Source organism: Nocardiopsis sp. iso_40 (assembly GCF_056173285.1).
The window spans coordinates 5310769-5335791 of sequence record NZ_CM149666.1 but is presented as its reverse complement, the minus strand read 5'-3'; the positions used below and the strand labels follow the sequence as shown (position 1 = coordinate 5335791).

Annotated in this window: 24 protein-coding genes and 3 tRNA genes; 19 read left to right on the top strand and 8 right to left on the bottom strand. The window is 72.0% G+C overall.

Translation table 11 applies throughout. The features are described from left to right. Window positions 1-159 precede the first annotated feature (159 nt). The 3 genes from AC0VYD_RS23165 to AC0VYD_RS23155 all read right to left on the bottom strand — a co-directional run bounded on the left by AC0VYD_RS23165 (window position 160) and on the right by AC0VYD_RS23155 (window position 3872). A complete protein-coding gene (locus AC0VYD_RS23165; RefSeq protein ID WP_475477457.1) occupies window positions 160-834 on the bottom strand; it encodes an NAD(P)H-binding protein in 675 nt (224 codons plus the stop codon). A 133-nt stretch (window positions 835-967) separates the two neighbouring features. Continuing rightward, the gene (locus tag AC0VYD_RS23160; RefSeq protein ID WP_475480351.1) at window positions 968-1954 is read right to left on the bottom strand and encodes a 2-oxoacid:ferredoxin oxidoreductase subunit beta; all 987 of its coding nucleotides are present in this window, start codon (window positions 1952-1954) and stop codon (window positions 968-970) included. A 67-nt stretch (window positions 1955-2021) separates the two neighbouring features. Next, window positions 2022-3872, bottom strand: coding sequence for a 2-oxoacid:acceptor oxidoreductase subunit alpha (locus AC0VYD_RS23155; RefSeq protein WP_475477456.1), 1851 nt, complete (start codon window positions 3870-3872; stop codon window positions 2022-2024). A 483-nt stretch (window positions 3873-4355) separates the two neighbouring features. On the opposite strand from AC0VYD_RS23155, the gene AC0VYD_RS23150 reads away from it, so the two are divergent. After that, complete coding sequence (locus AC0VYD_RS23150) at window positions 4356-5216, top strand: M48 family metalloprotease (RefSeq protein WP_475477455.1); 861 nt, start codon at window positions 4356-4358, stop codon at window positions 5214-5216. Between the two features lie 96 nt (window positions 5217-5312). Here the strand turns inward: AC0VYD_RS23150 and AC0VYD_RS23145 are convergent, their stop codons facing one another. Continuing rightward, the gene (locus AC0VYD_RS23145; RefSeq protein ID WP_191266749.1) at window positions 5313-5810 is read right to left on the bottom strand and encodes a YajQ family cyclic di-GMP-binding protein; all 498 of its coding nucleotides are present in this window, start codon (window positions 5808-5810) and stop codon (window positions 5313-5315) included. A gap of 223 nt (window positions 5811-6033) precedes the next feature. Between AC0VYD_RS23145 and AC0VYD_RS23140 the strand changes: the two genes are divergently transcribed. The 16 genes from AC0VYD_RS23140 to AC0VYD_RS23065 all read left to right on the top strand — a co-directional run bounded on the left by AC0VYD_RS23140 (window position 6034) and on the right by AC0VYD_RS23065 (window position 20679). Then, window positions 6034-6115, top strand: a tRNA-Tyr gene (locus AC0VYD_RS23140). Between the two features lie 402 nt (window positions 6116-6517). Next, window positions 6518-6763, top strand: coding sequence for a hypothetical protein (locus AC0VYD_RS23135; RefSeq protein WP_017578673.1), 246 nt, complete (start codon window positions 6518-6520; stop codon window positions 6761-6763). 56 nt (window positions 6764-6819) lie between these two features. After that, window positions 6820-7065, top strand: coding sequence for a hypothetical protein (locus tag AC0VYD_RS23130; protein ID WP_191266743.1), 246 nt, complete (start codon window positions 6820-6822; stop codon window positions 7063-7065). 12 nt (window positions 7066-7077) lie between these two features. Continuing rightward, window positions 7078-7323 (top strand): hypothetical protein, encoded by a 246-nt coding sequence (locus AC0VYD_RS23125; RefSeq protein ID WP_473038000.1) that lies wholly within the window; start codon window positions 7078-7080, stop codon window positions 7321-7323. An 11-nt stretch (window positions 7324-7334) separates the two neighbouring features. Continuing rightward, a complete protein-coding gene (locus AC0VYD_RS23120; protein WP_475477454.1) occupies window positions 7335-7610 on the top strand; it encodes a hypothetical protein in 276 nt (91 codons plus the stop codon). A 128-nt stretch (window positions 7611-7738) separates the two neighbouring features. Next, window positions 7739-8284: a hypothetical protein gene (locus tag AC0VYD_RS23115; protein WP_475477453.1), complete on the top strand. Its 546-nt coding sequence runs from the start codon at window positions 7739-7741 to the stop codon at window positions 8282-8284. 189 nt (window positions 8285-8473) lie between these two features. After that, a complete protein-coding gene (locus AC0VYD_RS23110) occupies window positions 8474-9583 on the top strand; it encodes a DUF2397 family protein (protein WP_475477452.1) in 1110 nt (369 codons plus the stop codon). Continuing rightward, a complete protein-coding gene (locus AC0VYD_RS23105) occupies window positions 9583-10959 on the top strand; it encodes a TIGR02678 family protein (protein ID WP_475477451.1) in 1377 nt (458 codons plus the stop codon). The genes AC0VYD_RS23110 and AC0VYD_RS23105 overlap by 1 nt, the downstream gene beginning before the upstream one ends. Continuing rightward, window positions 10913-15532, top strand: coding sequence for a TIGR02680 family protein (locus AC0VYD_RS23100; RefSeq protein ID WP_475477450.1), 4620 nt, complete (start codon window positions 10913-10915; stop codon window positions 15530-15532). Before AC0VYD_RS23105 ends, AC0VYD_RS23100 begins: the two co-directional genes overlap by 47 nt. A 75-nt stretch (window positions 15533-15607) precedes the next feature. Beyond that, window positions 15608-17713 carry an AAA family ATPase gene (locus AC0VYD_RS23095; protein ID WP_475477449.1) on the top strand — a complete coding sequence of 702 codons (2106 nt, stop codon included), beginning with the start codon at window positions 15608-15610 and terminating at the stop codon, window positions 17711-17713. Between the two features lie 280 nt (window positions 17714-17993). Beyond that, window positions 17994-18069: transfer RNA gene (locus AC0VYD_RS23090), tRNA-Thr, on the top strand. A gap of 101 nt (window positions 18070-18170) precedes the next feature. Further along, window positions 18171-18246: transfer RNA gene (locus AC0VYD_RS23085), tRNA-Met, on the top strand. Window positions 18247-18347: 101 nt separating this feature from the next. After that, complete coding sequence (rpmG, locus tag AC0VYD_RS23080; protein ID WP_026117477.1) at window positions 18348-18512, top strand: 50S ribosomal protein L33; 165 nt, start codon at window positions 18348-18350, stop codon at window positions 18510-18512. Between the two features lie 135 nt (window positions 18513-18647). Next, window positions 18648-19091, top strand: a complete 444-nt coding sequence (locus tag AC0VYD_RS23075) for an FAS1-like dehydratase domain-containing protein (protein WP_473038007.1) — start codon at window positions 18648-18650, stop codon at window positions 19089-19091. A 16-nt stretch (window positions 19092-19107) separates the two neighbouring features. Continuing rightward, entirely contained in the window at window positions 19108-19533 is a 426-nt protein-coding gene (locus AC0VYD_RS23070) for a MaoC family dehydratase (protein WP_475477448.1), read from the top strand. 42 nt (window positions 19534-19575) lie between these two features. After that, entirely contained in the window at window positions 19576-20679 is a 1104-nt protein-coding gene (locus AC0VYD_RS23065) for a UDP-N-acetylmuramate dehydrogenase (RefSeq protein WP_475477447.1), read from the top strand. Between the two features lie 63 nt (window positions 20680-20742). On the opposite strand, the gene AC0VYD_RS23060 is transcribed toward AC0VYD_RS23065, so the two are convergent. Beyond that, a complete protein-coding gene (locus AC0VYD_RS23060; RefSeq protein ID WP_475477446.1) occupies window positions 20743-21015 on the bottom strand; it encodes a hypothetical protein in 273 nt (90 codons plus the stop codon). 463 nt (window positions 21016-21478) lie between these two features. On the opposite strand from AC0VYD_RS23060, the gene AC0VYD_RS23055 reads away from it, so the two are divergent. Further along, complete coding sequence (locus AC0VYD_RS23055) at window positions 21479-22072, top strand: TMEM165/GDT1 family protein (RefSeq protein ID WP_475477445.1); 594 nt, start codon at window positions 21479-21481, stop codon at window positions 22070-22072. 103 nt (window positions 22073-22175) lie between these two features. On the opposite strand, the gene AC0VYD_RS23050 is transcribed toward AC0VYD_RS23055, so the two are convergent. Beyond that, complete coding sequence (locus AC0VYD_RS23050) at window positions 22176-22541, bottom strand: hypothetical protein (protein ID WP_475477444.1); 366 nt, start codon at window positions 22539-22541, stop codon at window positions 22176-22178. A gap of 181 nt (window positions 22542-22722) precedes the next feature. Beyond that, entirely contained in the window at window positions 22723-23331 is a 609-nt protein-coding gene (locus AC0VYD_RS23045; protein ID WP_475477443.1) for a TetR/AcrR family transcriptional regulator, read from the bottom strand. Window positions 23332-23443: 112 nt separating this feature from the next. On the opposite strand from AC0VYD_RS23045, the gene AC0VYD_RS23040 reads away from it, so the two are divergent. Continuing rightward, window positions 23444-23770, top strand: a complete 327-nt coding sequence (locus AC0VYD_RS23040) for a rhodanese-like domain-containing protein (protein WP_475477442.1) — start codon at window positions 23444-23446, stop codon at window positions 23768-23770. 121 nt (window positions 23771-23891) lie between these two features. Here AC0VYD_RS23040 and AC0VYD_RS23035 read toward each other — a convergent pair whose 3' ends face one another. Next, on the bottom strand, window positions 23892-24941 hold the full coding sequence (locus AC0VYD_RS23035; RefSeq protein ID WP_475480350.1) for an adenosine deaminase: 1050 nt from the start codon (window positions 24939-24941) through the stop codon (window positions 23892-23894). Between the last annotated feature and the right edge of the window lie 82 nt (window positions 24942-25023).

Sequence of the window (25023 nt, the reverse complement as noted above, 5' to 3'; positions counted from 1 at the left end):
TGCTTCACCCGTCGGGTTCGTTCCCGGTCGCCCGCGTCCACCGTGACGGGATTCCGCCGGGCTCCGCTCCCATCATGCCTCCTATGGGGGTATCTGGCCACAGAGGACCGGAACCCCCGAAAAGGCTGGGCAGACCCCCTGCCTGTCAGGTCGGTGCGCCTACGCCCGCGGCCGGCCCGCGACGGCGCGAACGGCCTCGACGACGGGTGTCCTACCGTTCACCAGGTTGAGAACCCGCTTGGCCGTACCCGGTTCGTCCAACAGGGCAACGATCACGGCGGCCACGTCGTCACGCGTCACCGAGTCGCGCTCCACCTCCTCGCCCAGGTCCACCTGGCCGGTTCCGGCCTCGTCGGTCAGCCGCCCGGGCCGCAGGATCGTCCAGTCCAGGTCGAGGTCGTGCTCACGGAGCTCGTCGTCCGCGGCCTTCTTCGCCGCCACGTAGGCGGCCCACACCTCGTCGGTGCCCTCCGGCACCGGCCGGTCCACGTTGATCGCGGAGATCTGCACCAGGCGGCGCACCCCGGCGAGCGCGGCGGCGTCGGCCGTCAGGGAGGCGGCCTTGTGGTCCACGGTGGTCTTGCGGGCCGCACCGCTGCCCGGCCCGGCGCCGGCGGCGAACACCACGGCGTCAGCGTCCATGATCTTCTCGGTCAGCTCGGTGACCGTCGCCTGTTCCAGGTCGATGAGGACCGGCTCGGCCCCCGCGTCGACGACGTCCTGGCTGTGGTCGGGGTTGCGGATGAGGGCGACGGGCCGGTCACCGCGGTCGGCCAGGAGCCTGGCCAGCCGCAGAGCGATCTTCCCGTGTCCTCCGGCAATGACGATACGCATGGGGGAAGCGTATTGCCTGGAGCCCGGCGACCCCCTGAGGAACCCCGGGCGGTGCCGGTGAACTTCACGACGCCGCCCGGGGGAATACCCCGGCCCGGCAGGGGCCCCGGCCGGGCCCCTGCCGACCGTCCGGTTACTCGACCGTCCAGGTGTCCCCGCTGGCCAGCAGCGCGGCCAGCTCGCCGTCACCGCGCTCGGCCCGCGCGTCCGCGATCTGCTCGTTCACCAGACCGTCGTAGGTGGGTCGGCGCACGTCCCGGAACACACCGACCGGCACGTGCTCGAAGGCCGGGTAGTCCAGCCGCGACAGCGCGAACGCGTACCCCGGGTCCTGCCGGTGCGCGTCGTGCCGGATCAGCCGGTCCGCGCCGACCGAGTCCACGTCCACGACCTCCAGACCGCCGAACTCGCCCGCGACCACGCCCCGGTCCTCGCCCAGCCGCAACGGCTCGCCGTGCTCCATCCGGAGCAGACGCTGGTCGCGTGCGGTCGGGTCCTTCAACGGCTCGAAGGCGTCGTCGTTGAAGATCGGGCAGTTCTGGTAGATCTCCACGAACGAGGCCCCGGGGTGGTCCGCCGCCGCCCGCAGCACCGACGTCAGGTGCCTGCGGTCGGAGTCCACGGTCCGCGCCACGAAACCCGCCTCGGCGCCCAGCGCCAACGACACCGGGTTGAACGGCTGGTCCAGCGAGCCCACCGGCGAGGACTTGGTGATCTTCCCCGCCTCCGAGGTGGGGGAGTACTGGCCCTTGGTCAGCCCGTAGATCCGGTTGTTGAACAGCAGCACGTTGATGTTGACGTTGCGGCGCAGCGCGTGGATGAGGTGGTTGCCGCCGATGGACAGCCCGTCGCCGTCCCCGGTGATCACCCACACCGACAGGTCGGGGCGGCTGGTCGCCAGCCCCGTCGCGATCGCCGGGGCGCGTCCGTGGATGGAGTGCACGCCGTAGGTGCTCAGGTAGTACGGGAAGCGGGAGGAGCAGCCGATCCCGGACACCATCACGATGTTCTCCCGCGGTACGCCCAACTGCGGGAGGAACGACTGGAAGGCCGCCAGGATCGCGTAGTCACCGCAGCCCGGGCACCAGCGCACCTCCTGGTCGGACTTGAAGTCCTTCATCCTGTACTCGGTGTCCGACTTGGGCACCAGCCGCAGGCCGGCCAGCTCGCCCTCGCGGCTCGCGTTCTCAGTCACGGTCGATGACCTCCTGCAGCACGTCCGCGAGCTCCTCCGCCTTGAAGGGCAGTCCGCGGACCTTGTTGTAACCGATGACGTCCACCAGGAACCGGCCGCGCAGCAGCAGCGACAACTGGCCCAGGTTGATCTCCGGGACCACGACCCTGTCGTAGCTCCGCAGCACCTCACCGAGGTTGGCCGGGAAGGGGTTGAGGTGGCGCAGGTGCGCCTGGGCCACCCGGCCGCCCGCGCGCCGCACCCGGCGCACCGCGGCGGTGATGGACCCGTAGGTACCTCCCCAGCCCAGGACGAGGACCCCCGCGTCACCGGTGGGGTCGGACACCTCCAGCTCGGGGATGTCCCGGGCGATCGCGTCCACCTTGGCCTGACGGGTCCGGACCATCAGGTCGTGGTTGCCGGGCGTGTACGAGATGTCGCCGCTCTCGGCGTGCTTCTCGATCCCGCCGATCCGGTGCTCCAGCCCCGCGGTGCCCGGCACCGCCCACGGGCGGGCCAGCGTCCGCTCGTCGCGCAGGTACGGCAGGAACTCGCCGTCCGGACCGTTGGGCCCGTCGGCGAACGCGGGGTCGATCGTCGGCAGTTCCGACACCCGGGGCAGCTGCCACGGCTCCGAACCGTTGGCCAGGTACCCGTCGGAGAGCACCACCACCGGGGTCCGGTACTCCACGGCCAGCCTGGCCGCCTCCAGCGTCGCGTCGAAGCAGTCGGCGGGGGAGGAGGGGGCGACCACCGGGACCGGGGACTCGCCGTTGCGCCCGTAGAGCGCCATCAGCAGGTCCGTCTGCTCGGTCTTGGTGGGCATGCCGGTGCTCGGCCCGGCCCGCTGCACGTCGATGATCACCAGGGGAAGCTCGGTCATCACGGCCAGGCCGACGGCCTCCTGCTTGAGGACCATGCCCGGGCCCGAGGTGGTCGTCACCCCGAGCGAGCCGCCGAACGACGCGCCCAGGGCCGCGCCGACCCCGGCGATCTCGTCCTCGGCCTGGAAGGTGCGCACCCCGAACCGCTTGTGCCGGGACAGCTCGTGCAGGATGTCCGAAGCCGGGGTGATCGGGTACGAGCCCAGGAACAGGGGCAGCCCCGACCGCTGGGAGGCGGCGATCAGCCCGTAGGCGGTCGCCAGGTTCCCGGTGATGTTCCGGTACGTGCCGGCGGGGAGCCGCGCGGGCTTGATCTCGTAGGAGACCGCGAAGTCCTCCGTGGTCTCACCGAAGTTCCACCCGGCCTGGAACGCCGTGAGGTTGGCGGCCAGGATGTCCGGCTTTCCGGCGAACTTCGACTTCAGGAACGAGGTCGTCCCCTCCGTCGGCCGGTTGTACATCCAGGACAGCAGCCCCAGGGCGAACATGTTCTTCGCGCGCTGGGCGTCCTTCTTGGAGATGTCGGAGTCGGCCAGGGCCGCCACCGTCATCGAGGTCAGACCCACCGCGCTGACCTTGAACGCGTCCAGCGTCCCGTCGGTGAGCGGGTCGACCGTGTACCCGACCTTGGCCAGGCTGCGCTTGGTGAACTCGTCGGTGTTGACGATGACCGTGGCTCCCCGCGGCAGGTCGCCGAGGTTGGCCTTGAGGGCGGCGGGGTTCATCGCGACCAGCACGTCCGGAGCGTCCCCCGGGGTCATGATGTCGTGGTCCGCGAAGTGCAACTGGAAGCTGGAGACGCCGGGGAGGGTGCCCGCGGGGGCGCGGATCTCCGCCGGGAAGTTCGGCAGGGTCGACAGGTCGTTGCCGAACGACGCGGTCTCCTGGGTGAATCGGTCACCGGTCAACTGCATACCGTCGCCGGAGTCCCCGGCGAAGCGGATGATGACCCGGTCGAGTTGTTCGATCTGTTTGGCCACTGAGATCGACGACCTCCTTGGTGAGCCGCCGGTCATGACGGGCGGCGGCGCTCGGTTGTCTGCCCCCGGACCTGCCGCACCGTTGCGAGCCGGGTTGTGGGTCGGGGACAGGAGGACGGCGTGGCCCCCCGCACGTGCTGGGTGCGCCAACCCAGCGCGGCGTTCGGCGGTCCGGAACCGCGACCGGGCCGTGCGGCTGCCAACCTACGACGACACGGCCCTCCGCTCACCTCGGCGGGGGTATCCCCCTCCTCGGCACGCGGAGTGACAAGGGCCACGTTCGCACTATAGGTCGTGGGCCCCGGTCAGGGGCGGGGCGGGTGGCCATTGTCACAGAGGGTTCCGCCGCGGGTTCCGCCGCCGACCCGGAAGCGGGATGTGACCGACAGCTGGTCACATGGGGAACGCAAGACGCCGACCCGCACGTTTGTCACCATGTACGCATCCAAAGCCGGGCAGCGGCGAACAGCGGAGGGAGGGCGTGTGCACGTCAACGCGATCCGCGCGGTCGGACTGTTCGCCGGCGTCTCGGCGGCCGCCGTCGCGGCCGGCTGGCTGTGCGGCGCGGGGAAGGGCGTCCAGCTCGCGGTCGCGCTGGTGGCCTGCGCCGGAATCCTGGTCTACCTCTTCGGGGACACCCTGGCGCTGCGGGCGATGCGGGCCCGACCGGTCAGCGAGATCGAACGCCCCGAGCTCTACCGGATGGTCCGTGAACTGGCCACGACCGCACGCCAGCCGATGCCGAAGCTGTACCTGTCCCCGGTGCGCTCCCCCAACGCCTTCGCCGCCGGGAGCACTCCGCGCCGCGCCGTCCTGTGCTGCACCACCGGTCTCCTGCGCACCCTCAACGAACGCGAGCTCCGCGGGGTCCTGGCCCACGAGCTGGCGCACATCCGCGCGCACGACACCCTGACCAGCTCGGTGGCGGCGACACTGACCACGCTCATCACGGCCCTGACCGCGATCTCCTTCCTGATTCCGCTGGGGGACTCGGAGGAGACGGACCTGCCCGACCTGCTGGGCGGCCTGATGGTGGTCCTGCTCGCCCCGTTGGCGGCGGTGGTCGTCTACTGCGGGGTGGGCCGCGCGCGGGAGTTCCGGGCCGACGAGAGGGCGTCCGAGATCACCGGAGACCCGCTGGGACTGGCTGACGCGCTGCGCAAACTGGAGTCGGGCAACCGGGCCCACCCGCTGCCCCGGGAGCGCGTCCTGCTGGCCGCCGCGCACCTGATGACCACGAACCCCTTCCCGGGCGGGGTGGGCCGCCTGTTCGCCGCGCACCCGCCGGTCCAGGAGAGGATCCACCGGCTGCGGGAACTGCGTCGCAGGTGGGACATGGGTTGAACCGAGCGGGGCCCGCACGGGCGGGTACGGCCCCGGACAGCGCTGCGGCCGCCGGCCCCGGGAGGGGGCGGGCGGCCGTTCGGTCCTTCGGGAGGGCTAGCGGTAGTTCACGAACTGGAGCGCCAGGTCGAAGTCCTTCTCCTTGATGAGGTTCATCACGCCCTGGAGGTCGTCCTTCTTCTTGGAGCTGACGCGCAGCTCCTCGCCCTGGATCTGGGCCTTGACGCCCTTGGGCCCCTCGTCCCGGATGAGCTTGGAGATCTTCTTGGCGTCCTCGGAGGAGATGCCCTCCTTCAGGTTGATCGGAAGGCGGTACTCCTTGCCGGAGGGCTTGGGCTCCTCGGCGGCGTCCAGGACCTTCAGGGAGATCTTGCGCTTGATCAGCTTCTCCTTGAAGACCTCCAGAGCGGCGGCGGCGCGCTCCTCGGAGCCGCTCTTGATCTCGATGCCGTTCTCGCCCTGCCAGGCGATGGTGGTCCCGGTGCCCTTGAAGTCGAACCGCTGGGCCAGCTCCTTGCCCGCCTGGTTCAGGGCGTTGTCGACCTCCTGACGGTCGAGCTTGGACACCACGTCGAAACTGGATTCGGCGGCCACGTACTCTCACATCCCGCTACGTCTCATGGGTCACGGGCGCCGACGGGCGCCCGTGCGCGTCTCGTTCGGCCCGGTCCGGGCCGGGTTCAGAGCTTAGCTGCGCACCGTCCGCTCCGTCCGGGAGAGCCTGCCGGGAACGCGCCGGGTTTATCGATTTCAGGTTCGGGCCGATCATCCGCTATGGTCGTTCATGCACGGCGACGCCAAGCGTCCCGGCAGCCCAGGCAGGTTGCCCGAGTGGCCAATGGGAGCGGACTGTAAATCCGTCGGCTTAGCCTTCCAAGGTTCGAATCCTTGACCTGCCACAGGGGAGCGAAGCCCCCGGTACCCGAGGTACCGGGGGCTTCGTCGTGTCCGGGGGCGGTCTGACCACCCGACGCCCCTCTTCACTCTCCGTGTCCCCCATCACGGAGAGTCAGGTGATTCGGGCGATTGCGGGAGTGTCACGCTCCGGACACAGAAAAATCACTCTGGGTGAGCACTGCCCGTCGTCCCGCCCGTCGGGCGTGCTGATAAATCACAGGATTGTCCTATTTGGTTTATGGGACGAATGGAATTCCTCTGGCAATTTGGACAAACTGAACTCCGGGTTTCGGCGTTGACAAAAACTGGGGGGCGGATGATGATTGCATCAGTCCACCGCGACACAGGTGCAAAAGCGCCTGCGTCTTTTTCTGTCAATGCCTCGCCTGATTTCCGGGGGAAACATGATCAAGAAGCTGACCGCTGCTGGCCTGGTCGCTGGTGCCGCGATGGGTGCGCTCCTCATGGGGGCTCCCGCTCACGCCTCGCACGGTGGTGACCAGCAGTTCAACCAGAACCTCCAGCTCGTTCCGGTGCAGTCCTGCAACCTGACCGGCAGCGTTGGCCTGGTCGCCGTCACCGTCCCGATCCTGTCGCCGCAGACCACCGGCGACTGCGTCAACGGCCCCGTCGGCACCAACATCAGCTAGTTCCGGCAATTAGCTCGACCGAGACGATATCTCAAACTTTTTCGAAGGGTAGTTCAATGCTGCGTAAGCTCGGTGTTGCCGGCCTCGTTGCTGGTGCCGCTTTCTCCGCCGTTCTGGCCGCCACGCCGGCCTCCGCCTCGCACGGCGGCGACCAGCAGTACAACCAGAACCTGCAGGCCATTCCGGTCCAGCTGTGCAACACCAGTGCCGCCGTGGGCCTGGTCGGTGTCAACGTGCCGATCCTGTCGCCGCAGACCACGGGCGACTGCGTCAACGGCCCCATCAGCACCAACATCGACTAGGAGAACCCCACAATGCGTAAGTTCACCGCTGCCACCGCCATCGCCGGTGTCGCCCTGGGCGCCATCCTCGCCGCGGCTCCCGCGTCCGCCTCGCACGGCGGCGACCAGCAGTACAACCAGAACCTGCAGGCCGTCCCGGTCCAGCTGTGCAACACCGAGCTGGCCGTCGGACTGCTCGCCGGTGTGAACGTGCCGATCCTGTCGCCGCAGACCACGGGCGACTGCATCAACGGCCCGGTCAGCACCAACATCGACTAGGAGATCCGACGATGCTGCGCAAGTTCACCGCCGCCACGGCGATCGCCGGTGTCGCGCTCGGCGCGATGCTCGCGGCCGCTCCGGCCTCCGCGTCGCACGGTGGCGACCAGCAGTTCAACCAGAACCTTCAGCTGGTTCCGATTCAGCTGTGCAACACCGAGCTGGCCGTGGGGCTGGTCGGCGCCAACGTGCCGATCCTGTCGCCGCAGACCACGGGCGACTGCATCAACGGCCCGGCGGGCACCAACGTCAGCCACGACCGTGCGGAGCACGGTCACGGCTACTGACCACCCCGGTGTGGTGACGGGGCCCTGAGGCCCCAGTGACGGAAAAGAGCGGGACCGAGGCCCCCCGGCATCTGCCGGGGGGCCTCGCCGCTGTCCGCGACCGTACTGGTCGCAAGCGAGGAGTCGAGATGAAGCGCACACTCTTGGCCGGGGCGGTGCTGGCACTGGCGGTGTCGGCCTGCGGGCAGGCCGAGGAGCCCGAGGACGACGGCGCCGCGGCCGGCGGCGACTCCCCGGAGGCGGACGGTTCCCCCGAGGGGACGGCCACCGACGGCGGTTCGGGTGAGACCGCCGCCGACGGCGGTTCCGCGGAGGGGGAGGAGGTGTACGTCCTCAACCTGTACGGCGACGAGGAGGGCTTCGACGACCAGCGGCCGACGGAGTACGTCGCCTCCGAGTTCACGACCTTCTCCGACATGGAGTGGGACGAGTGGAGCGGGACCGGCGCCCGGGGCGAGGGGGAGGTCCTGGGCACCTGGTGCATGGACCAGGGGTGCCAGGACGACCCCTACGAAGTCGAGATCGAGCTCGGGGAGCCGGTGGAGGCGGACGGCACCCGGTACTTCTCCGCGTACACCGTCACCGAGTACGACGAGGGCATGCCCGAGGAGCAGCGGGACGCGCTGGAGCAGGCCGACGGCGGCCGCCTCAACATCCCGGCCCGGACCCGGTGACACGGGTACGGCACCGACAGTGCGGGGCCCGACGTGAGTTTTGACTCCCGCCGCTGACCGCCGAATCCTTACAAAGTTCAGAAAAGGAACGAAAGTCCTGTTCAGAGTGGCTGCCCGGGTCAGTTCACCGGGGTCGGTGAGGGCCGAATCGGGCGTGGCGGGCTCCGGAGGTCTCTAGTCTGCTGAGTTGTGGGACTCAACCAGCGGACGGACGACCGCGCGGACGACGGACAGGGCACCGGTGACCGGCCGGTGCCACGGCACGGCCGCGCTGCCCTGCTGCGCCTGGCCACCTGGTTCGAGGAGGCCGAACCCGACCGGGCCGACGAACTGGCCGCGGCTGCCTTCGCCCTCCACCCCGCCCGCCACATCGAGGGGCGCGTCGACGACACCGTCGCGGCGACCACCAGTTGGTGGCAGGCCGAACCCGACCGCAGCACCGTCACCGAACACCCCGGCACCCGGCTGCCCGAACCCGTGCGCGACCACCGCGCCCAGCAGGCCCGGCTGCGGGACGCCGCCGAGTCCTCCGCCCACTGGCGTCGCGCCGGGGCCGAACAGATCCGCTCCCTGCTCGCCGAACCCACCGGGGACCACGCCCGCCTGGACCTGTCCGGCGCCGGGATGGAGGTCCTCATGGAACTGCTCACCGCGGCCCTCGGCTCCGGCGACGCCTCCCGTCGGCCGACCTCCGCGGGCGACCTGGAGTTCGGACTGCGCCTGCACGTGTACGCCGCCCCCGGGGCCGAGGTCACGGTCCGCGGCGAGGGCGGCGACCTGACCCTGGAGGGGCTGCGGCTGCGGGTCACCTCCTACGAGCAGCACACGCTGGACACCGCGCCCCCGCCCGGGAACCCGACCCGCGAGGAGGTCCGGGCCCCGGCCGCGGTCGCGCCGGTCAGTGCCGGGAACGACCCTGTCGGCGAACCGGCCCCCACCGGTACCCTCCCCGGACCGGACACGTTCGCGGAACCGGAACCGGACGAGCCCCCGGTTCGGGAGACGGCTCCGGAGGGGGAAACGGCCCCGGACCTGCTCCCGGATCCGGCCCCGGAAACGGCCACGGAGCCGGGCACGCTCGCGGAACCGGTATCGGAGTCGGGCACGGAGGCCTCCCCGGAACCGGACACGGCCCCGATCCGGGTTCCGGACGCGTTCACGGGAGCGGGGACAGCACCGGAACCCGAGCCCGAATCGGCCGCGGAAACCGAACCCGACCAGAACCAGGACCCCGACACGGAGACCACCGGTCCCATCGAGATCACGACGCAAACGCCCTGGACGCGGAGGTGGGGGTGATGGAGACGAACACCCACACGGAGGACGCCGCCCTCATCGGTGAGCGGCAGGCCGCCGCGCGCACCCTCATGGCCCGCCCCCTGCTCACCCGGCGCACCCACCCCGCCGAGTTCTCCCTCGTGCGATCGCACGCGGAATGGCTCGTCCAACGCTTCCAGCGGGTCCTCGGCTACCGCCTCACCGTGGCCGACGACCACGCCCGGCTGGTCAAGCGCGGCCTGGTCAGCGAGGTGGTCCGGCCCCTCACCCGCCCCACCGGTTCCCGCTTCACCCCCCGGGCCCACACCTACCTCGCCCTGGCCCTCGCGGTCCTGGTCGAGCGGACCGGGCCCACCACGGTCCGCTCCCTCGCCGCGCAGGTCCGCGCCGCCGCCCGGGAAGCCGGGATCGACGCCGATCCCGCGCGCGGCCTCGGCGAACGCCGGGCCTTCTGCGCCGCCCTGCAGCACCTGATCGGCCTCGGCGCGCTCACCGAGACCTCGGGCACGGTCCGCGGACACCAGGCCGACGCCGCCGTCGACGCCGGGCTCCTCCCGGACACCGAGGTCCTGCGCTCGGTGGCCGCGCACCTGCCCAGGGCCGGCGACGACCCCGAGTCCTTCCTCGCCGACGCCGTCGACCCGGACCCGGAGAGCGACCAGGCGGGCGAGGTCGTCCTGCGCCGCATCCTGGCCGAGACCGCCGTCGTCTACCGGGAGCGGCTCCCGGACCGCCAGCGCGACCGCCTGGCCGCCCACCAGTGGCGGGCCGCCGCCGCGCTCGGCAACCTCCTCGGCTGCGACACCGAGATCCGCGCCGAGGGTGTGGCGCTCGTCATGCCGGACGAGGCCGCGGCGACCCCGTGCTTCCCCTCGGACGACCCAGTCGGGCACACGGCCCTCGCCCTGGTCCGCCACCTCTCCGGCCGCCTGCACCCCGGCCGCCCCGCCACCTCCGTCCCCGTCCCCGAACAGGAACTGCACGCTGCGCTGGAGGCCTTCGGCGGCGCTGACGCCCCGGCCCGCGCCGAGTGGGCGCGTACCGCCGGACCCGAGCTCCCCGCCCCGGACCGGCTGTCCGCTCTCGTGCTGGAGCTCCTCAGCGGCCTCGGTCTGCTCACGGGCAGACCGGGGGAGCGGCTCCTCAGTGCGGCGGCGGCCCGCTTCGGCGCCGACGTGGACGATCGCGTCCCCCGGATCCAGGACAATGACGAAGACAGCCGGACACACTCCGCGCAACCGCGTGGTTCCGGTCACGGTGGGCCCGACGCCCAGGCCGACCCCCGCGGCGACCTCGACCGGGTGGCGTCCGTGCTGCAAGCGGTGGCGAACGAGAAGGTGAGCGCGACCAGTGGTGACACAGGAGACGATCGAGGCCCCCGGGACGGCTCCGGCTGATCCTGCCGACACCCCCCGTTACCGCCTCGAACGCGCGGGAATCCGGAACGTCTGGCAGTACGACGACCACGTCCTGGACTTCGCCGAGGGTCGGCTTCTGCTGCGCGGCCGCAACGGCGCGGGCAAGTCCAAGGCGCTGGAGATGCTGCTCCCCTTCCTGCTGGACGGGGACGTCCGGCGGCTGGACACCACCGGGACCAACCGCACCAGCCTGCGCTGGCTCATGGCCGACGACCCCCGGGCCTCCCGCGGTCCCGACGAGGAGGACACCGGCCCCGACCTGCTGGGCGGACCCGTCCAGGGGCCCGAGGACCCCTCCGGGCAGGACGCCGAGGACGAGTCCGGGCCCGCCACCCGCCTGGGCTACCTGTGGGTGGAGTTCACCACCGCCCGCGGCGACCGCGGCCTGGACTCCGCCGCGCGTACCCCCGACGGACCCGGCTCCGCGTCGGCACTGCTCACCGCCCCCGCCCCCGCCGCCGACCCCGAGGCCGCGGGCACCGCCTCCCCGGCGGTCTCCGACCAGGACGGGACCGACGCCCCGCCCCGGCACCTCACCCTGGGCGCCGCCGTCATGGCGGTCGGCGACGCCGACCCCCGCTGCGTGTACTTCGTGACCGACCGCCGTGTCGGACACGACCTGGAACTGGTCACCGACGGCCGCCCCAAACCCGTGGACCGGCTGCGTTCGGAGATCGGCGCCGACAACTGCTTCACCAGCGCCGTCCCCTACCGTGCCCGGGTGATGCGGAGCCTGTTCGGCATCGACGACTCCGTCCGCTACCGCAACCTCATCCACCTGCTCTACCGCCTGCGCCGCCCCACCATCGGCGACCGGCTGGAGGCCGGTGAGCTGGTCAGCGTCCTGTCCGAGGCGCTCCCCCCGATGGACGAGTCCATCCTGGACGAGGTCGCCCGCAACATCGCCGACCTCGAACAGGCGCGCACCGACAAGGACGAGCTCACCGAGGCCGGGGCCGGCGTCACCGCCTTCCTCGCCGACTACCACGGTTACCTCCTGCACACCCTGCGCACCCGCGCGGCCGAGGTCCGGGAACAGCTCGACTCGTGCACCCGCCGCACGGAGGAGACCGACCGCCTGCGCGCCGAGCTGGACGAGCTCATCACCGCGGAGAGCCAGGTCGCCGAGGAACGCGACCAGGCCCGCCGCACCCGGGACACCGCCAACGCCGACGACGGCACCCTGGCCACCGCACAGAACGACGCGGCCACAGCCACCACCAACGAACGCCGCGCCTACGACGCCGCCGTCGGCGCCTACATCCGCGCGGCGGAGGCGGCCTGGGCCGCGGCCGAACACGCCGTCACCACCGAGACCCACGCCGTGGACCGCCTGGCCGAGGACACCGCGGCCATCGAGCGCGCGCTGGAGGTCCTCCGCCAGACCCACATCGAAGCCTCCCGCGCGGCCACCGCGGCGGGACTCGACCCCCGGGCCCTCGGCCAGGTCCCCGACGCGACCACCACGGTCCACGCGCCCCGGGAGAACACCACCCGGGTCGACCTCCAGGGGCTGGAACAGGCCGTGGAACGCGCCCCGGTCGACGGCATCGACCTCGCCGTCCTGCGCGAACACCTCGGCCTCCTGCACGACCAGCTCACCGGTGCCGCCGACGCCGCGGCCGACCGCACCGACCTCGCGGTCCGGCTGACCGGCCTCACCACCGCAGAGGCGGCCACGGACCGCCGCCTGGTCGCCCTGACCAGCGAGGCCGAGAGCGCCGAGGCCGTGCTGGAGCGTGCCCACACCCGTGAGCAGGAGGCCATCGACGCCCTGCGCGCCGAAAGCACCGCCTACGCCGACGGGGTCCGCTCCTGGGCGGCCGGCCTGCGCGACTCCAACCACGCCCACGCCCTCGGTGAGACCGTCCACGAACTGGAGGGCAGCGTCGAACTGCCCATCACCGACGCCCTGCGCGTCCTGGACCCCGGGGTCCCGGCCACCGTCGCACGTCTGGCCCACACCGCTGTCGACCCGCTCCTGGAGGAGCTGCGCGCCCGGCGCGACGTCGCCGTCAACGAGGAGGGCCAGCTCTCCGACGAGCTCGCCGACCTCGCCGCCCGCCGGGCCCGGGACGCCGACAGCGCACCCGAGCGCCCCGCCTGGGCAACCTACCCGCGCCCGGAGGAGGACGGCGTCCCCTTCCACCTGGCCGTCGACTTCGCCGACGGGCTCAGCCTCCGCGAACAGGCCGGACTGGAGGCGGCGCTGGAGGCCAGCGGCCTGCTCGCCGGGTGGATCCGCGCCGACGGCAGCCTCCACGACCCCAGCAGCCGCGACCTCATCGTCACCCCGGCCCGCACGGCCAAGGGCCGCACCCTCCTGGACGTCCTCGTCCCCGTGCCGGCCCCCGACCGCAGCGTGCACCACGACAACCTGCGCGCCCTCCTGGCCTCCGTCGCCCTGCACTCGGAGGACGCCCAGACGCCCGCCGGCGCTGACGACACCGAGGCCAAGCACCGCCGGGACAGCTCCGTGGCCACCGTCAGCTCGATGTCGCTCTCCGGCGGCTGGCGCCTGGGCGTGGCCTCCGGAGCCCACCACAAGAACGAACCCGAGTTCATCGGCGAGGCCGCCCGCAAACGCGCCCGCGACCGCCAGGCCGCCAACACCGACCGCCGGATGGCCATCGCCGAGGCACTCCTGGCCGAGGCGGGCGAGCGCCGCTGGGCGGTCGAACACTCCTACGCCGAGCTGCTCGACGTCTCCCGGTCCCTGCCCGACTCCGCTCCGCTCGTCCGGGCCTGGGCCGCCCTCGACGTCGCCCGGGACGACGTGGCCGCGGCCCGGCGCGCGCACGAGACCGCCCAGGAGGCCGCCGGGGCCGCGCGCACCGAACTCCTCGACCTCCGCTCCCGACTGGCGGAGGCGGCCGGGGACGAGGGCCTGCCCACCACACGGGCCGGTCTCGACAGCGCCCTGCGCGCCCTGGACCACCTGCGGGTCCTGATCGCCTCGGCCCTGCGCGACCTCGAAGTCCTGGCCTGGGAGCTCGCCGACCACGAACGCCACGTGGCCGCCTGGTCCCGCACCCGCGCCGCCCGCGTGCTGGCCGAGGACGCCCGTGCCGCCGCGATCGACGACATGATCACCGTGCGCCGCCAGTTCGAGCTCGGCGACCGCGCCCGGGGGGTGGCGGCCGAGCAGATCGACGCCGCCCGCGAACAGGTACGGGCCCGCGCCCGGGAGGCCGCCGAGCGCCTCCCCGAACTCGAACGCGAGGCACAGCGCGCCCGGGACGAGCGCGTCAGCGCCGAGGCCCGCCTCGACGCCGCCACCGCCGAACGCGCCGAGCAGGTCCGCCGGGCCCTGGCCGCGGGGCGGACCCTGGTCTCCTCGGTCACCACCGTCGGCGATCCCGGCAGCAAGGCCGTCACCGGGGCCGAGGACACCGTCCCCGACGCCGTCCTGCTCCGCGCCGCCGGGCTGGAGGACTGCGCCGCGCAGGAGGCGCCCCTGGCCCGCTACCTGGAGGCCGTCAACGGGCGGACGGAGGCCGAGGGGTCCGGGCCCGACGAGCGCCTGGCCCTCCTGGCCTCCTTCATCGGCCAGCTGGAGGAGGGCCTGGCGGCGCAGGAGGACGTCGACGAGGTCGACGACAGCGCCATCCTCGGCAGCCGCGAGGAGCTGCACCGCCTCCTCGCCTCCGTGGGCCTGTCCCAGACCCGCACCGAACTCACCGAGCCGCGCGGCGTCAAACGCCTCACCGTCCACGACGAGGACGGGGCCCACGACGTCACCGCCTACGCCGAACGCGTCGCCGGGGCCGTCGTCCGCGCCGAGGAGACCGTCGCCCTCGCCGAGGAGGAGGCCTTCGAGCGCCACCTGCTCGGTGAGCTCGCCGGACACCTCTCCCGCCAGATCGACGAGGCCCGCGCCCTCATCGCGACCATGAACGACGTCCTCAAGGACGTCACCACGTCCGCGGGGCTCGGGGTGCGCCTGGACTGGAGCCTGGCGCCCGACGCCGGGGCCGACATCGAGGCGGTCGTCCCGCTGCTGGCCACCCCGGCCGAGGAGCGCACCCGCGTCCAGACAACCCGGCTGCGCGACGCCCTGCGCCGCTGTATCGAGGCGATCCGCCGACTGGACCCGACCGCCACCGGCGGGGCCCAGCTGCGCGCCGCCCTCGACTACCGCTCCTGGTTCACCTTCACGGTCTACGTCACCGACTCCGCCGGGGACGAGCGCCGGCTGGGCCACCGCACCGCCCTCAGCCAGGGCGAGCAGCGCGTGGTCGCCTACCTGGTGCTGTTCGCCGCGGCCGCCGCGCAGTTCGACGCCCTGGCGGTGCGGGCGCCGTGGGCGCCGCGCCTCATCCTGTTGGACGACGCCTTCGCCAAGGTCGACGAACCCACCCACGGGCGCCTGCTCGGCCTGCTGGTCGAACTGGACCTGGACTTCGTCCTGACGTCCGAACGCGTCTGGGGCTGCTTCGCGAGCGTGCCGAGCCTGAACATCTACGAGTGCCTGCGCGACCCCAACGTCCCGGGGATCGCGACGCTGCACTTCACCTGGGACGGTAGTAGGAGGAGGCTCGTCGGGGTGTAGGGGTTGTGCGCATCACCAGCGCACTTCCTCCCGTCCTGTCCTACTCTGCTGGTGCAGGTTCGAGAACGGAGCGGGGTGGCGAAGGTGACTCGGATACCCGAGGCGGACACGCACGCAGGACGGGACGGCCACGGGGCCGCACCCCAGACCGACGACCCCACCGCGACGGCCCTCCTGGAAGCCCTGGCGCGCTCGGGGATGCCGTCCCGGGCCAGGGCCTGGGTCAACGCGGCACTCTGGGGCGAGGACGCGCTGGAAGCCCTCCTGCGCGGTGAGCACATCCCCGAGACGGTGCCGGCCGGGCCCTCGGGGCCGCCGCCCGGGCGGGTGCGCCGGGCCTACCTCACCGGTATCCGCGTCCAGGGTTTCCGCGGTATCGGGCGTCCCGCGGAACTCACCTTCCCCCCGGGGCCCGGACTGACCGTGATCGTCGGCCGCAACGGCTCCGGCAAGTCCAGTTTCGCCGAGGCCGCGGAGGCGGCGCTGACCGGCCGAAACCCCCGCTGGGACGCCATGCCCACCGGCTGGCGCGACGGCTGGCGCAACCTGCACTACGACGAGCGCACCGAGGCGACCGTCGACATCCACATCGCCGGTGACAGCGGGCCCACCCGGATCAGCCGCCGCTGGACGGGGGAGAGCGTGCGCTCGGCGCGCGGCGAGGTGGTCCACCCCGACGGTGAGATCTCCCCGCTGCGCACCCTCGACTGGGGCGAGAACCTCGTCCGCTACCGGCCCTTCCTGTCCTACGACGAGCTCGGCCGCACCGTGACCGGCCGCGCCGCCGAGCTCTACGACACCCTCACCGCCCTGCTCGGACTCACCGGGCTGGCCGAGGCCGAACGCCGCCTGGCCAAGGTCTGCGACGGCCTGGTCCGGCGGCGCGACCGCCCCTCCAGGGAGGTGCGCCCCCTTCTGGAGGCGCTCGGCGCCTCCGACGACCCCCGGGCCGTCCAGGCCGTCCAGCTCCTCTCCGCGCCCAGCACGGACCTGGAGGCCCTGCGCCGCCTCGCCGCCGACGACGGCCCCAGCGACCCCGCCCTGCACGTGGTCCTGCGCCGCCTGCGCCGCCTCTCCGTGCCCGAACGCGCGCTCATCGGCGACGTCGTCAACGAGCTGCGCGGTGCCGCCATGGAGCTGGCGATGGCCGCCGGGACCAAGGGCGACCACGCGCACGGTGTGGTCCAGCTCCTGGAACAGGCCCTGGAACACCACAAACGCCACCCCACCGAGACCACCTGCCCCACCTGTTCCGCCACCGGGGCGCTGGGCCCCGACTGGGTGCGCCGGGCCAACGCGCAGCTGCGCGCCCTGCGACCCCAGGCGGCCAGCGCCTCGGCCGCCTACGAGCGGGCCGAGGCCGCCCGGGACCAGGCACGTTTCCTGCTCTCGCCCACACCGGGGTGGCTGCCGCCGGACAGCGAGCTCGGCCAGGTGTGGGCGCTCTGGGAGTCGGGCGCGGACATCGACGACCTCGGGGAGCTCGCTGAGCACATCGAGACGGTGGGCCGCAGGCTCCGGGCCGCGGCGGTCAGCGCGCGGCGGGACGCCGCCGAACGGCTGGAGGACCCCACGGGCGGCTGGGCCGACCTCGCCGACCGCCTCTCCGGCTGGTTGGAGGAGGCCCGGGAGGCAGTGGCCGCCAGCGAGGCGCTGGGCGCCGCCGAGACGGCGCTGAACTGGCTGGCCGACCACGCCCGCGGGGTGCGGGCGGAGCGGCTGGGGCCGGTGGCCAACCAGGCCGAGCAGGTGTGGTTCCGGCTGCGCCAGGAACGCCACATCGACCTCCAGGGCATGCGGCTGATCGGTCGCGGGGCCCGTCGGCGGGTCGAGGTGGACGTGGCCGTGGACGGTGTGGCCGACCAGACGAGCGCGCCGGGGCTGCTCAGCCAGGGCGAGTTCCAGGCCCTGGCGCTGTCCATCTGCCTGCCGCGCACGCTGGTGGAGGGCAACCCGTTCGGTTTCCTGCTGCTCGACGATCCGGTCCAGGCGATGGACACGGAGACGGTCGAGGGGTTGGCCTCGGTACTGGCGGAGGTGGGGCGGCACCGGCAGCTCATCGTGTTCACCCACGACACCCGGCTGTCCGACGCCCTGCGCCGGCTGGGCCTGCCCGCGGACATCCGCACGATCAACCGCGACGCGATGTCCAACGTCTGGCTTGCCGAGGGCGCTTCGTGACCCCGGCGGCCCCCAGAGGGCGCACAGCGCCCCCCACGGGGGTGCACGGCGTCACATTCGGCCTCTTTCCGGGCTCTTCCCGGGAAGCTCTCCGTGCTTGGGAAAGCTGCTCTGAACTGGGATTTCGTGCTTGCATGGCAGGGCGGTGGAGCTCCGGGGCGGGGCTGCTGGGGCGGGCCCGGGTATTCGATTTGGCAGACCACCCCCAGATCCCTGTATAGTCATGACCAGCGCAAGGGGGCAACGCCCCCGGGGCGGCCGAGAGAAAGCCCCACAGCGCGCCCCTTTAGCTCAGTCGGCAGAGCGTCTCCATGGTAAGGAGAAGGTCTACGGTTCGATTCCGTAAAGGGGCTCCACCACTTGATGAGGTTCCGGTCCACTCAGGTGGGTGGCCGGTGGAACGTCACCGGCCTGGGCCGGGAGTGTTCCGAACTGGATCGACTCCCGTCCGATCCGGGGCGGGGTAGCTCAGTCGGTAGAGCAAGCGGCTCATAATCGCTGTGTCGTCGGTTCAAGTCCGGCCCCCGCTACCAACCCGCTGACCCCTGAGACAGAGAACTCAGGGGTCGTCGTGGGTCTGCAGCAGTGTTCAACTGCGCCTAGGTAATGTCTCCAGCGAGAAAGGCACTCCGAAGTGGCTGCCACAGACGTGAGGCCGAAGATCACCCTGGCCTGCCAGGAGTGCAATCACCGGAACTACATCACGCGCAAGAACCGTCGGAACACCCCCGACCGTCTCACGATCAAGAAGTTCTGCCCGAACTGCCGCAAGCACAACGACCACCGCGAGACCCGCTAGGTTCTCGAAGGTCCGTTCGCCCCAGGCGGGGAGCGGTCGGTTTCTCGTAGACTCCAGCCCGGTGAGCCCATCGCTCACCGGGCTTTTGTTATGGCCGGCCCCGTGCGGCCGCACAGTGCACAGGAGAGGCAGAGCGTGGCGATCAACCCTGACTACCTCGGCCGGGAGTACCCCGCGCCCGAGGCCTACGAGGTGACCCGCGGCAAGATCCGCGAGTTCGCCGAGGCGATCAACGACCTCAACCCGGTCTACCTGGACCGGGCCTCGGCCAAGGCCATGGGGTACCCCGACGTCATCGCCCCGCCCACCTTTCCGGTGATCCTCGGGATGGCCGGGTCGGCCCTGGCCATCGCCGACCCCGACCTGGGGGTGGACTTCTCCCGGGTGGTCCACGGCGACCAGAGCTTCCACTACAGCCGCCCGCTCCGCGCGGGCGACGTCCTGACCACCCTCACCCGCATCACCGACATCAAGGCTTTGGGCGGCAACGAACTGCTCACCCTGGAGACGGTGGCGGAGGCGGCCGACGGCGAGCACGTGGTGACGGCGGGCATGATGCTCGTCGTCCGGGGTTCCTAGGAAGCGGGGAAGAAAGATGAGCAGGATCAGCCACGCCGACGTCGAGGTCGGGACCCAGATCCCCGAGCGGACCTTCCCGGTCACCCGCCTGGACCTGGTTCGCTACGCGGGTGCCTCGGGTGACTTCAACCCCATCCACTGGAACGAGCGCTTCGCCAAGTCCGTCGGCCTGCCCGACGTGATCGCGCACGGCATGTTCACCATGGCCGAGGCCGGACGGGTCGTCACCGACTGGACCGGCGACCCCGGCAGCCTCGTCGACTACTCGGTGCGCTTCTCCGCCCCCGTGGTGGTGCCCGACGACGACGAGGGCGCCGAGATCACCGTGGCCGGCAAGGTCAAGGCCAAGAACGAGGACGGCACCGTCACGGTGCTGCTGACCGCCCGCTCCGGCGGCGCCAAGGTCCTCGCCAAGGCCTCCGCCGTCGTCCGCCTCCCCTAGCCGCCCCGCCCCGCGCCCGCGTTCGTTCTCTCCACCAGAGGTATGCCCGTGTCCACGATGCTCGCCGACCACACCACACTCGGCCTGGGCGGCCCCGCCAAGGCCTTCCTCACCGCTGACAGCACCGACGAGCTGGTCCGGCTCGTCACCGGGGCCGACCGGGACGGTGAGCGCGTCCTCGTGCTCGGCGGCGGCAGCAACCTGGTGGTGGCCGACGACGGGTTCCCCGGCACCGTGGTCCTGGTGGCCTCCCGGGGCGTCACGCTGACCGAGGCCGGAACAGACCCGGAAACCGGCGAGGAGGTCGTCCTGCTGCGGGCGGACGCGGGTGTGGAGTGGGACCCCCTGGTCGGCCGGGCCGTCGCGGAGGGCCTCAACGGCATCGAGTTCCTCTCCGGCATCCCCGGCCGGGTGGGGTCCACCCCCATCCAGAACGTCGGCGCCTACGGCCAGGACGTCAGCCAGACCGTCCGGGAGGTGCTCGCCCTGGACCGCACCACCGGTGAGCTGGTCACGATGTCCAACGCCGACTGCGGGTTCACCTACCGCGACAGCGTCTTCAAGGGGCGCGACCGGTACGTGGTGTGCGAGGTCGTCTTCGAGCTCCGCAGGGGCGGCCTGAGCCGCCCGGTCCGCTACGCCGAGGTCGCCCGCACCATGGGCGTGGCGGCGGGGGAGCGGGTCCCGCTGGCCCGGGCGCGGGAGGTCGTCCTGGGGCTGCGCCGGGGCAAGGGCATGGTGCTGGACCCGGCCGACCCCGACACCCGCAGCGCCGGTTCCTTCTTCACCAACCCGGTCCTGGCCCCGGAGGAGTACGCGGCCTTCCGCGAGCGCGCCGCCGCGCGCCTGGGGGCCGACGCCGAGGTCCCCGGGCACCCCGACCCCGAAGGCAACGTGAAGCTGTCCGCGGCCTGGCTGATCGACCGGGCCGGGTTCGCCAAGGGTTACGGGGCCGGTCCCGCGCGGATCTCCGGCAAGCACACGCTCGCCCTGACCAACCCCGGTGGCGCCAGCACCGCTGACCTGCTGGACCTGGCCCGCGAGGTGCGGGCCGGGGTCGAGGAGGCCTTCGGCGTGCGCCTGGTCAACGAACCGGTCATGGTGGGCGTCAGCCTCGAGGGCGGTGACCGGCCCCCGGCGCGGTGACCACCGGGGCGCACCGGCCGCCCCCGCCACTCCTGGCCGGGGTCCGTGCCGGGCTCCGGCCGGCTACCAGCCGTGCTTTTCGAGCGCCTGCTCGAACTCCCCGGCCCGGTCCGGGCACATCTGCTCGACACCGACGATCAGCAGTCCGGCGTCGCTGCCCTGATTCATGTAGTCGTCGGTCCAGGCCTGGGGGTCCTCGGTGCCGCAGGCCGACTCGAACCTCTCGGTGACCGCGTCCATGTCCCGGACGCTGACCCCGTATGCCTCGATGGTTTCGCGGTGCTCGTCCTGGTCGTAGCTGTGCCCTGAACATGCGGCCACGAGGAGTGTTGCCACTACTGCTCCGACGGCGGCTGACGGGTTCCTGCGCATGGGGGACTCTCCTCGGGTGGGGGATGGGAGTGGTCTCTGAAGTGTGACGCATCGGGGGACCCCGGGGTTGACCTGGGGTGTTGCCTGTGAGCCCCGCCCAGCAGGAACAAAGGAACGAAGAATTGAGTTGGGTGCGCCAAACACATTTTTCAGGCGAGGTTGCTGAATGAATTCGACAGGGCAATAAATTGCAATGAAAAATGGTTCTGGTAATGTCTTCGGTGTCGAAGGGGAGTAGTCCCCAATCCGCACGGTCGACATACTGGGCTCGCAGCCCCGGCCGTGTGAGCCCTACTGAGCACGGCTGAGCGGAGCGCAGGCCCCTCGGTGCCCGGGGCGGACGAGACCTTTGACCCGGTAGGAAACGACCGGGTTGAAGGGGCGTCCTCCGCCTCCTTCTGCCCATCACGGACAGCGGGAGCAGCGCATGTCAGCTTTTATGGTCGGCCTCGGTGTGAGCGCCTTCGCCATCTTCGTCGCCGAAATGGGCGACAAGACCCAACTCGTCGCGATGTCGCTGGCGACCCGCCACCGGGTCCTCACGGTGCTCCTGGGCATCACCGCCGCCACCGCGGCGGTCCACCTGGGCAGCGTCTTCCTGGCCGAGTTCCTCGGCGCCGCGGTCCCCACCGACTGGCTCACCCTCACCGCCGGCATCGCGTTCCTGCTCTTCGGCGCCTGGACCCTGCGCGGCGACGAGATGACCGCCAAGGACGAGGAGCGCGCCGCCTCCCGCCGGATCCGCTCGGGCTTCATGACGGTCTTCGTGGTCTTCCTCGTCGCCGAGCTGGGCGACAAGACCATGCTCGCCACCATCACCGTCGGCACACAGCACCACTGGCTCCCGGTGTGGATCGGCTCCACGGTCGGCATGGTCGCCGCCGACGCGATCGCCATCGCCCTCGGGGCCGTGCTCGGCAAGAAGCTCCCGGAGAGGGCCATCCAGATCGGGGCCGCGGTGCTGTTCTTCGCCGCGGGCGCGGCCATGCTCGTCCAGGGCGCCTGGATGCTCCTCGCCTGAGCCCTCGCCCCGGTCCGTGCGGTTGCCGGACCGGTAGGGGCCCGTCCGGAGAACGGCGTCCGTTCCGGGTGGGCCCCACACGATCCCGAGCGAAACTATCCGCTCACCTCGCGCGCTCCGCGTACAGGCGCAGGCGCCCGGCCAGGGCCCTGGTCTCCTCGCTCACGTCAGGGGTGGTCGTCCAGGTCTCCAGGGAGGTCGTGAAGCGCTTCCACTCCTCGTCCTCCGCCTTCTCGGCCATCTTGTCTATGTGCCGCATGGCGACCTGTTCCTCCATGTCCAGGAGTTCAGCCACCTCGAGCATGCTCACCGCACCGCTGGCGAGTTCGCCCGCGACCTCGCCCGCGGCGCTCCTGATCTCCCGGACCCGCTGGGCGAAGTCCTCGTCCTTCGACATCCTGCGCACCACGTAGGTGGTGACGGCGGCACCGCCCGCCACGACGGCCCAGGCGATGAGGGGAATGGGCATAGGGGCCTCCAGCCACCCGTGCGTCGACCGCGGAGAGGCCGGACGCGCTTCCTTCCCCATGCCCGCCGCACCGCCCAGTCATCCCTGCTGACAGCGTCCGGAGCCGGCCGGGCCAGCCGGAAGCCGACACGCGCTCCGTCGGTTCCGGGGTGTCCCCGGCCCCTGCGTGCGTCCCGCCTCCTCAGGAGGCCTCCGGTGACGATGGGCCGACCAGGGTGTCGGCGGCCGAGGCGACCCCCGCGCGGATCCGGTCCCACCCCAGGCCCTGTCCGAGCAGTTCGGCGTTGAGGTCGGCGGCGACCATCCCCAGGAGCAGGTGGGCGAGGTGGTCGGGGTCGGGTCTGTGCGCGCACAGGATCGCCAGGTGCCGGTGCCAGAAGGCGTAGGCGCCGATGCGGAAGCGGGCGCCCGGCGCGGCGGTCTCCGACAGCCGGACCAGGTCCAGGTGGTCGGCCAGGTAACCCAGGTAGGCGTCGAAGAAGGCCAGCGCCCGCTCGCGCGCGGGCGCCCCGGGCCCCAGGGGCGGTCCACCGAAGATCACCGCCTCCTGGAGTTCGCGTTCGCGCTGGTCCAGGAGGGCGGCCACCAGCCCGGACTTGTCGCCGAAGCGGCGGAAGACCGTCCCCTTGCCCACACCGGCGGTCCGGGCGACCGCGTCGACGGTCAGGGCCTCCACACCCCCCTCGGCGAAGAGCCGGGCCGCGGCCTCCAGCAGGCGGGTCCGGTTGCGGGCGGCGTCGGCGCGTTCCCGGGGCGGCCGGCGCAGGACCTGGAGCAGTTCGTCGTTCACGGGCACCATCCTACTAGACAAGCGGACTTGAGTCCGGTTAGGCTCGCGGCCATAAGCGGACTTCGGTCCGATTTTCGTGGAGGCCGGACCGCGGTCCGGCAGGGAGAGTGACATGACAGCGCTGATCAGCCGAGACGAACTCAGGAAGCACATCGACGACGGCACCGTGACCGTCCTGGACGCCCTGGGCGGCGCCTACTACGAGCAGCAGCACCTGCCCGGCGCGCTCCCGCTGACCGCGGACGAGGTCGCGGACAAGGCGGCCGGACTGCTCCCCGACCGGGACGCCCTCATCGCCGTGTACTGCTCCAACCCCGCGTGCGGCAACAGCCAGGCCGTTTCGACCGCCCTGGAGGGACTCGGCTACACCCGGGTCCGCAAGTACCGCGAGGGCATCGAGGACTGGGCGGGGGCCGGTCTGCCCGTCGACAGGGGCTGACCCGCCCGGTCCGTCGGGGCAGGGTCGGCCGACGGAGCCCCCTGCCCCGCACCGCCGTCGGAACCGGGGCGAGGGAGGAGGAGCGCACGGGGCGCCCGCGTCGCCGGTTCGGGGCGCGGGCTCAGCCCTCGACCGGCTCCGGCTCGCCCGCCAGCCAGTCGTCCACCCCGGCCAGCAGTTCCTTCTTCAGGGAGTCGGGGGCACCCGCGCCCCGGACGGACATCCGGGCCAGGTCGGCCAACTCGGTGTCGGAGAACCCGAAGACCTCGCGGGCGATCCGGTACTGCTCCACCAGCCTGGGGCCGAACAGCAGCGGGTCGTCGGTGCCCAGGGCGATCGGCGCCCCGGCCTGGTACAGCCTGCGCAGCGGCACGTGGTCGAGCTCCTCGAACACCCCCAGGCTCACGTTGGAGGTCGGGCACACCTCCAGGGTCACCTCCTGGGTGGCGATCCGCTCCAGCAGGTACGGGTCCTCCACGGCCCGGACCCCGTGGCCGATCCGGTCCGCGGCCAGCTCGTCCAGGCACTCGCGCACGCTCCGGGGCCCGTTCAGCTCCCCGCCGTGCGGGGTCGAGAGCAGCCCGGCCCGCCTGGCGATCCGGAACGCCGCCTCGAACTCGCGTGCGCGCCCCCGGCGCTCGTCGTTGTTCAACCCGAACGAGACCACGCCCCTGCCCGTGTACTGCCGGGCCAGCCGGGCCAGCGCCCGGGCGTCCAGCGGATGCCTGGTCCGGTTGGCGGCCACCATCAGGCCGATGGACACCCCGGTGTCCCGCTCGGCCACGCGGGCGGCGTCCAGGATCAGCTCCAGGGTCGCGGTCAGCCCGTCGAAGAGCGCCGCGTAGCCGCTGGGGTCGACCTGGATCTCCAGCCAACGGGAACCGGCGGCTCTCTCGTCCTCGGCCGTCTCCCGCAGCAGGCGGTAGATGTCCTCGGGCTTTCTCAGCACGGACCGGGCGATGTCGTAGAGGCGCTGGAAGCGGAACCAGCCACGTTCGTCCGTGGCCCTCAGCTTGGGCGGCCACTCCTCGGCCAGGGCCTGGGGCAGGTGCACGCCCCGCTCCGCGGCGAGCTCCACCAGGGTTTCGTGGCGCATCGAGCCGGTGAAGTGCAGGTGCAGATGTGCTTTGGGCAGCCGGTCCAGTCGGCGAGCGGTGGTCGGTGTCTCCATGACGTAAGCCTGCCGCATGAAGGGCACCCACCGCGCCGGGAATGGCCAACACCACATGAGACGAACGCGCCCCGGGCCGATG

Coding starts and splice junctions, on each gene's coding strand:
- AC0VYD_RS23120 (WP_475477454.1), top strand. CDS start 7,335: ATGCTGCGCAAGTTCACCGCCGCCACGGCGATCGCCGGTGTCGCGCTC.
- AC0VYD_RS23130 (WP_191266743.1), top strand. CDS start 6,820: ATGCTGCGTAAGCTCGGTGTTGCCGGCCTCGTTGCTGGTGCCGCTTTC.
- AC0VYD_RS23125 (WP_473038000.1), top strand. CDS start 7,078: ATGCGTAAGTTCACCGCTGCCACCGCCATCGCCGGTGTCGCCCTGGGC.
- AC0VYD_RS23065 (WP_475477447.1), top strand. CDS start 19,576: ATGCCCGTGTCCACGATGCTCGCCGACCACACCACACTCGGCCTGGGC.
- AC0VYD_RS23035 (WP_475480350.1), bottom strand. CDS start 24,941: ATGGAGACACCGACCACCGCTCGCCGACTGGACCGGCTGCCCAAAGCA.
- AC0VYD_RS23070 (WP_475477448.1), top strand. CDS start 19,108: ATGAGCAGGATCAGCCACGCCGACGTCGAGGTCGGGACCCAGATCCCC.
- AC0VYD_RS23160 (WP_475480351.1), bottom strand. CDS start 1,954: ATGAAGGACTTCAAGTCCGACCAGGAGGTGCGCTGGTGCCCGGGCTGC.
- AC0VYD_RS23050 (WP_475477444.1), bottom strand. CDS start 22,541: ATGCCCATTCCCCTCATCGCCTGGGCCGTCGTGGCGGGCGGTGCCGCC.
- AC0VYD_RS23105 (WP_475477451.1), top strand. CDS start 9,583: ATGGAGACGAACACCCACACGGAGGACGCCGCCCTCATCGGTGAGCGG.
- AC0VYD_RS23165 (WP_475477457.1), bottom strand. CDS start 834: ATGCGTATCGTCATTGCCGGAGGACACGGGAAGATCGCTCTGCGGCTG.
- AC0VYD_RS23055 (WP_475477445.1), top strand. CDS start 21,479: ATGTCAGCTTTTATGGTCGGCCTCGGTGTGAGCGCCTTCGCCATCTTC.
- AC0VYD_RS23040 (WP_475477442.1), top strand. CDS start 23,444: ATGACAGCGCTGATCAGCCGAGACGAACTCAGGAAGCACATCGACGAC.
- AC0VYD_RS23115 (WP_475477453.1), top strand. CDS start 7,739: ATGAAGCGCACACTCTTGGCCGGGGCGGTGCTGGCACTGGCGGTGTCG.
- AC0VYD_RS23135 (WP_017578673.1), top strand. CDS start 6,518: ATGATCAAGAAGCTGACCGCTGCTGGCCTGGTCGCTGGTGCCGCGATG.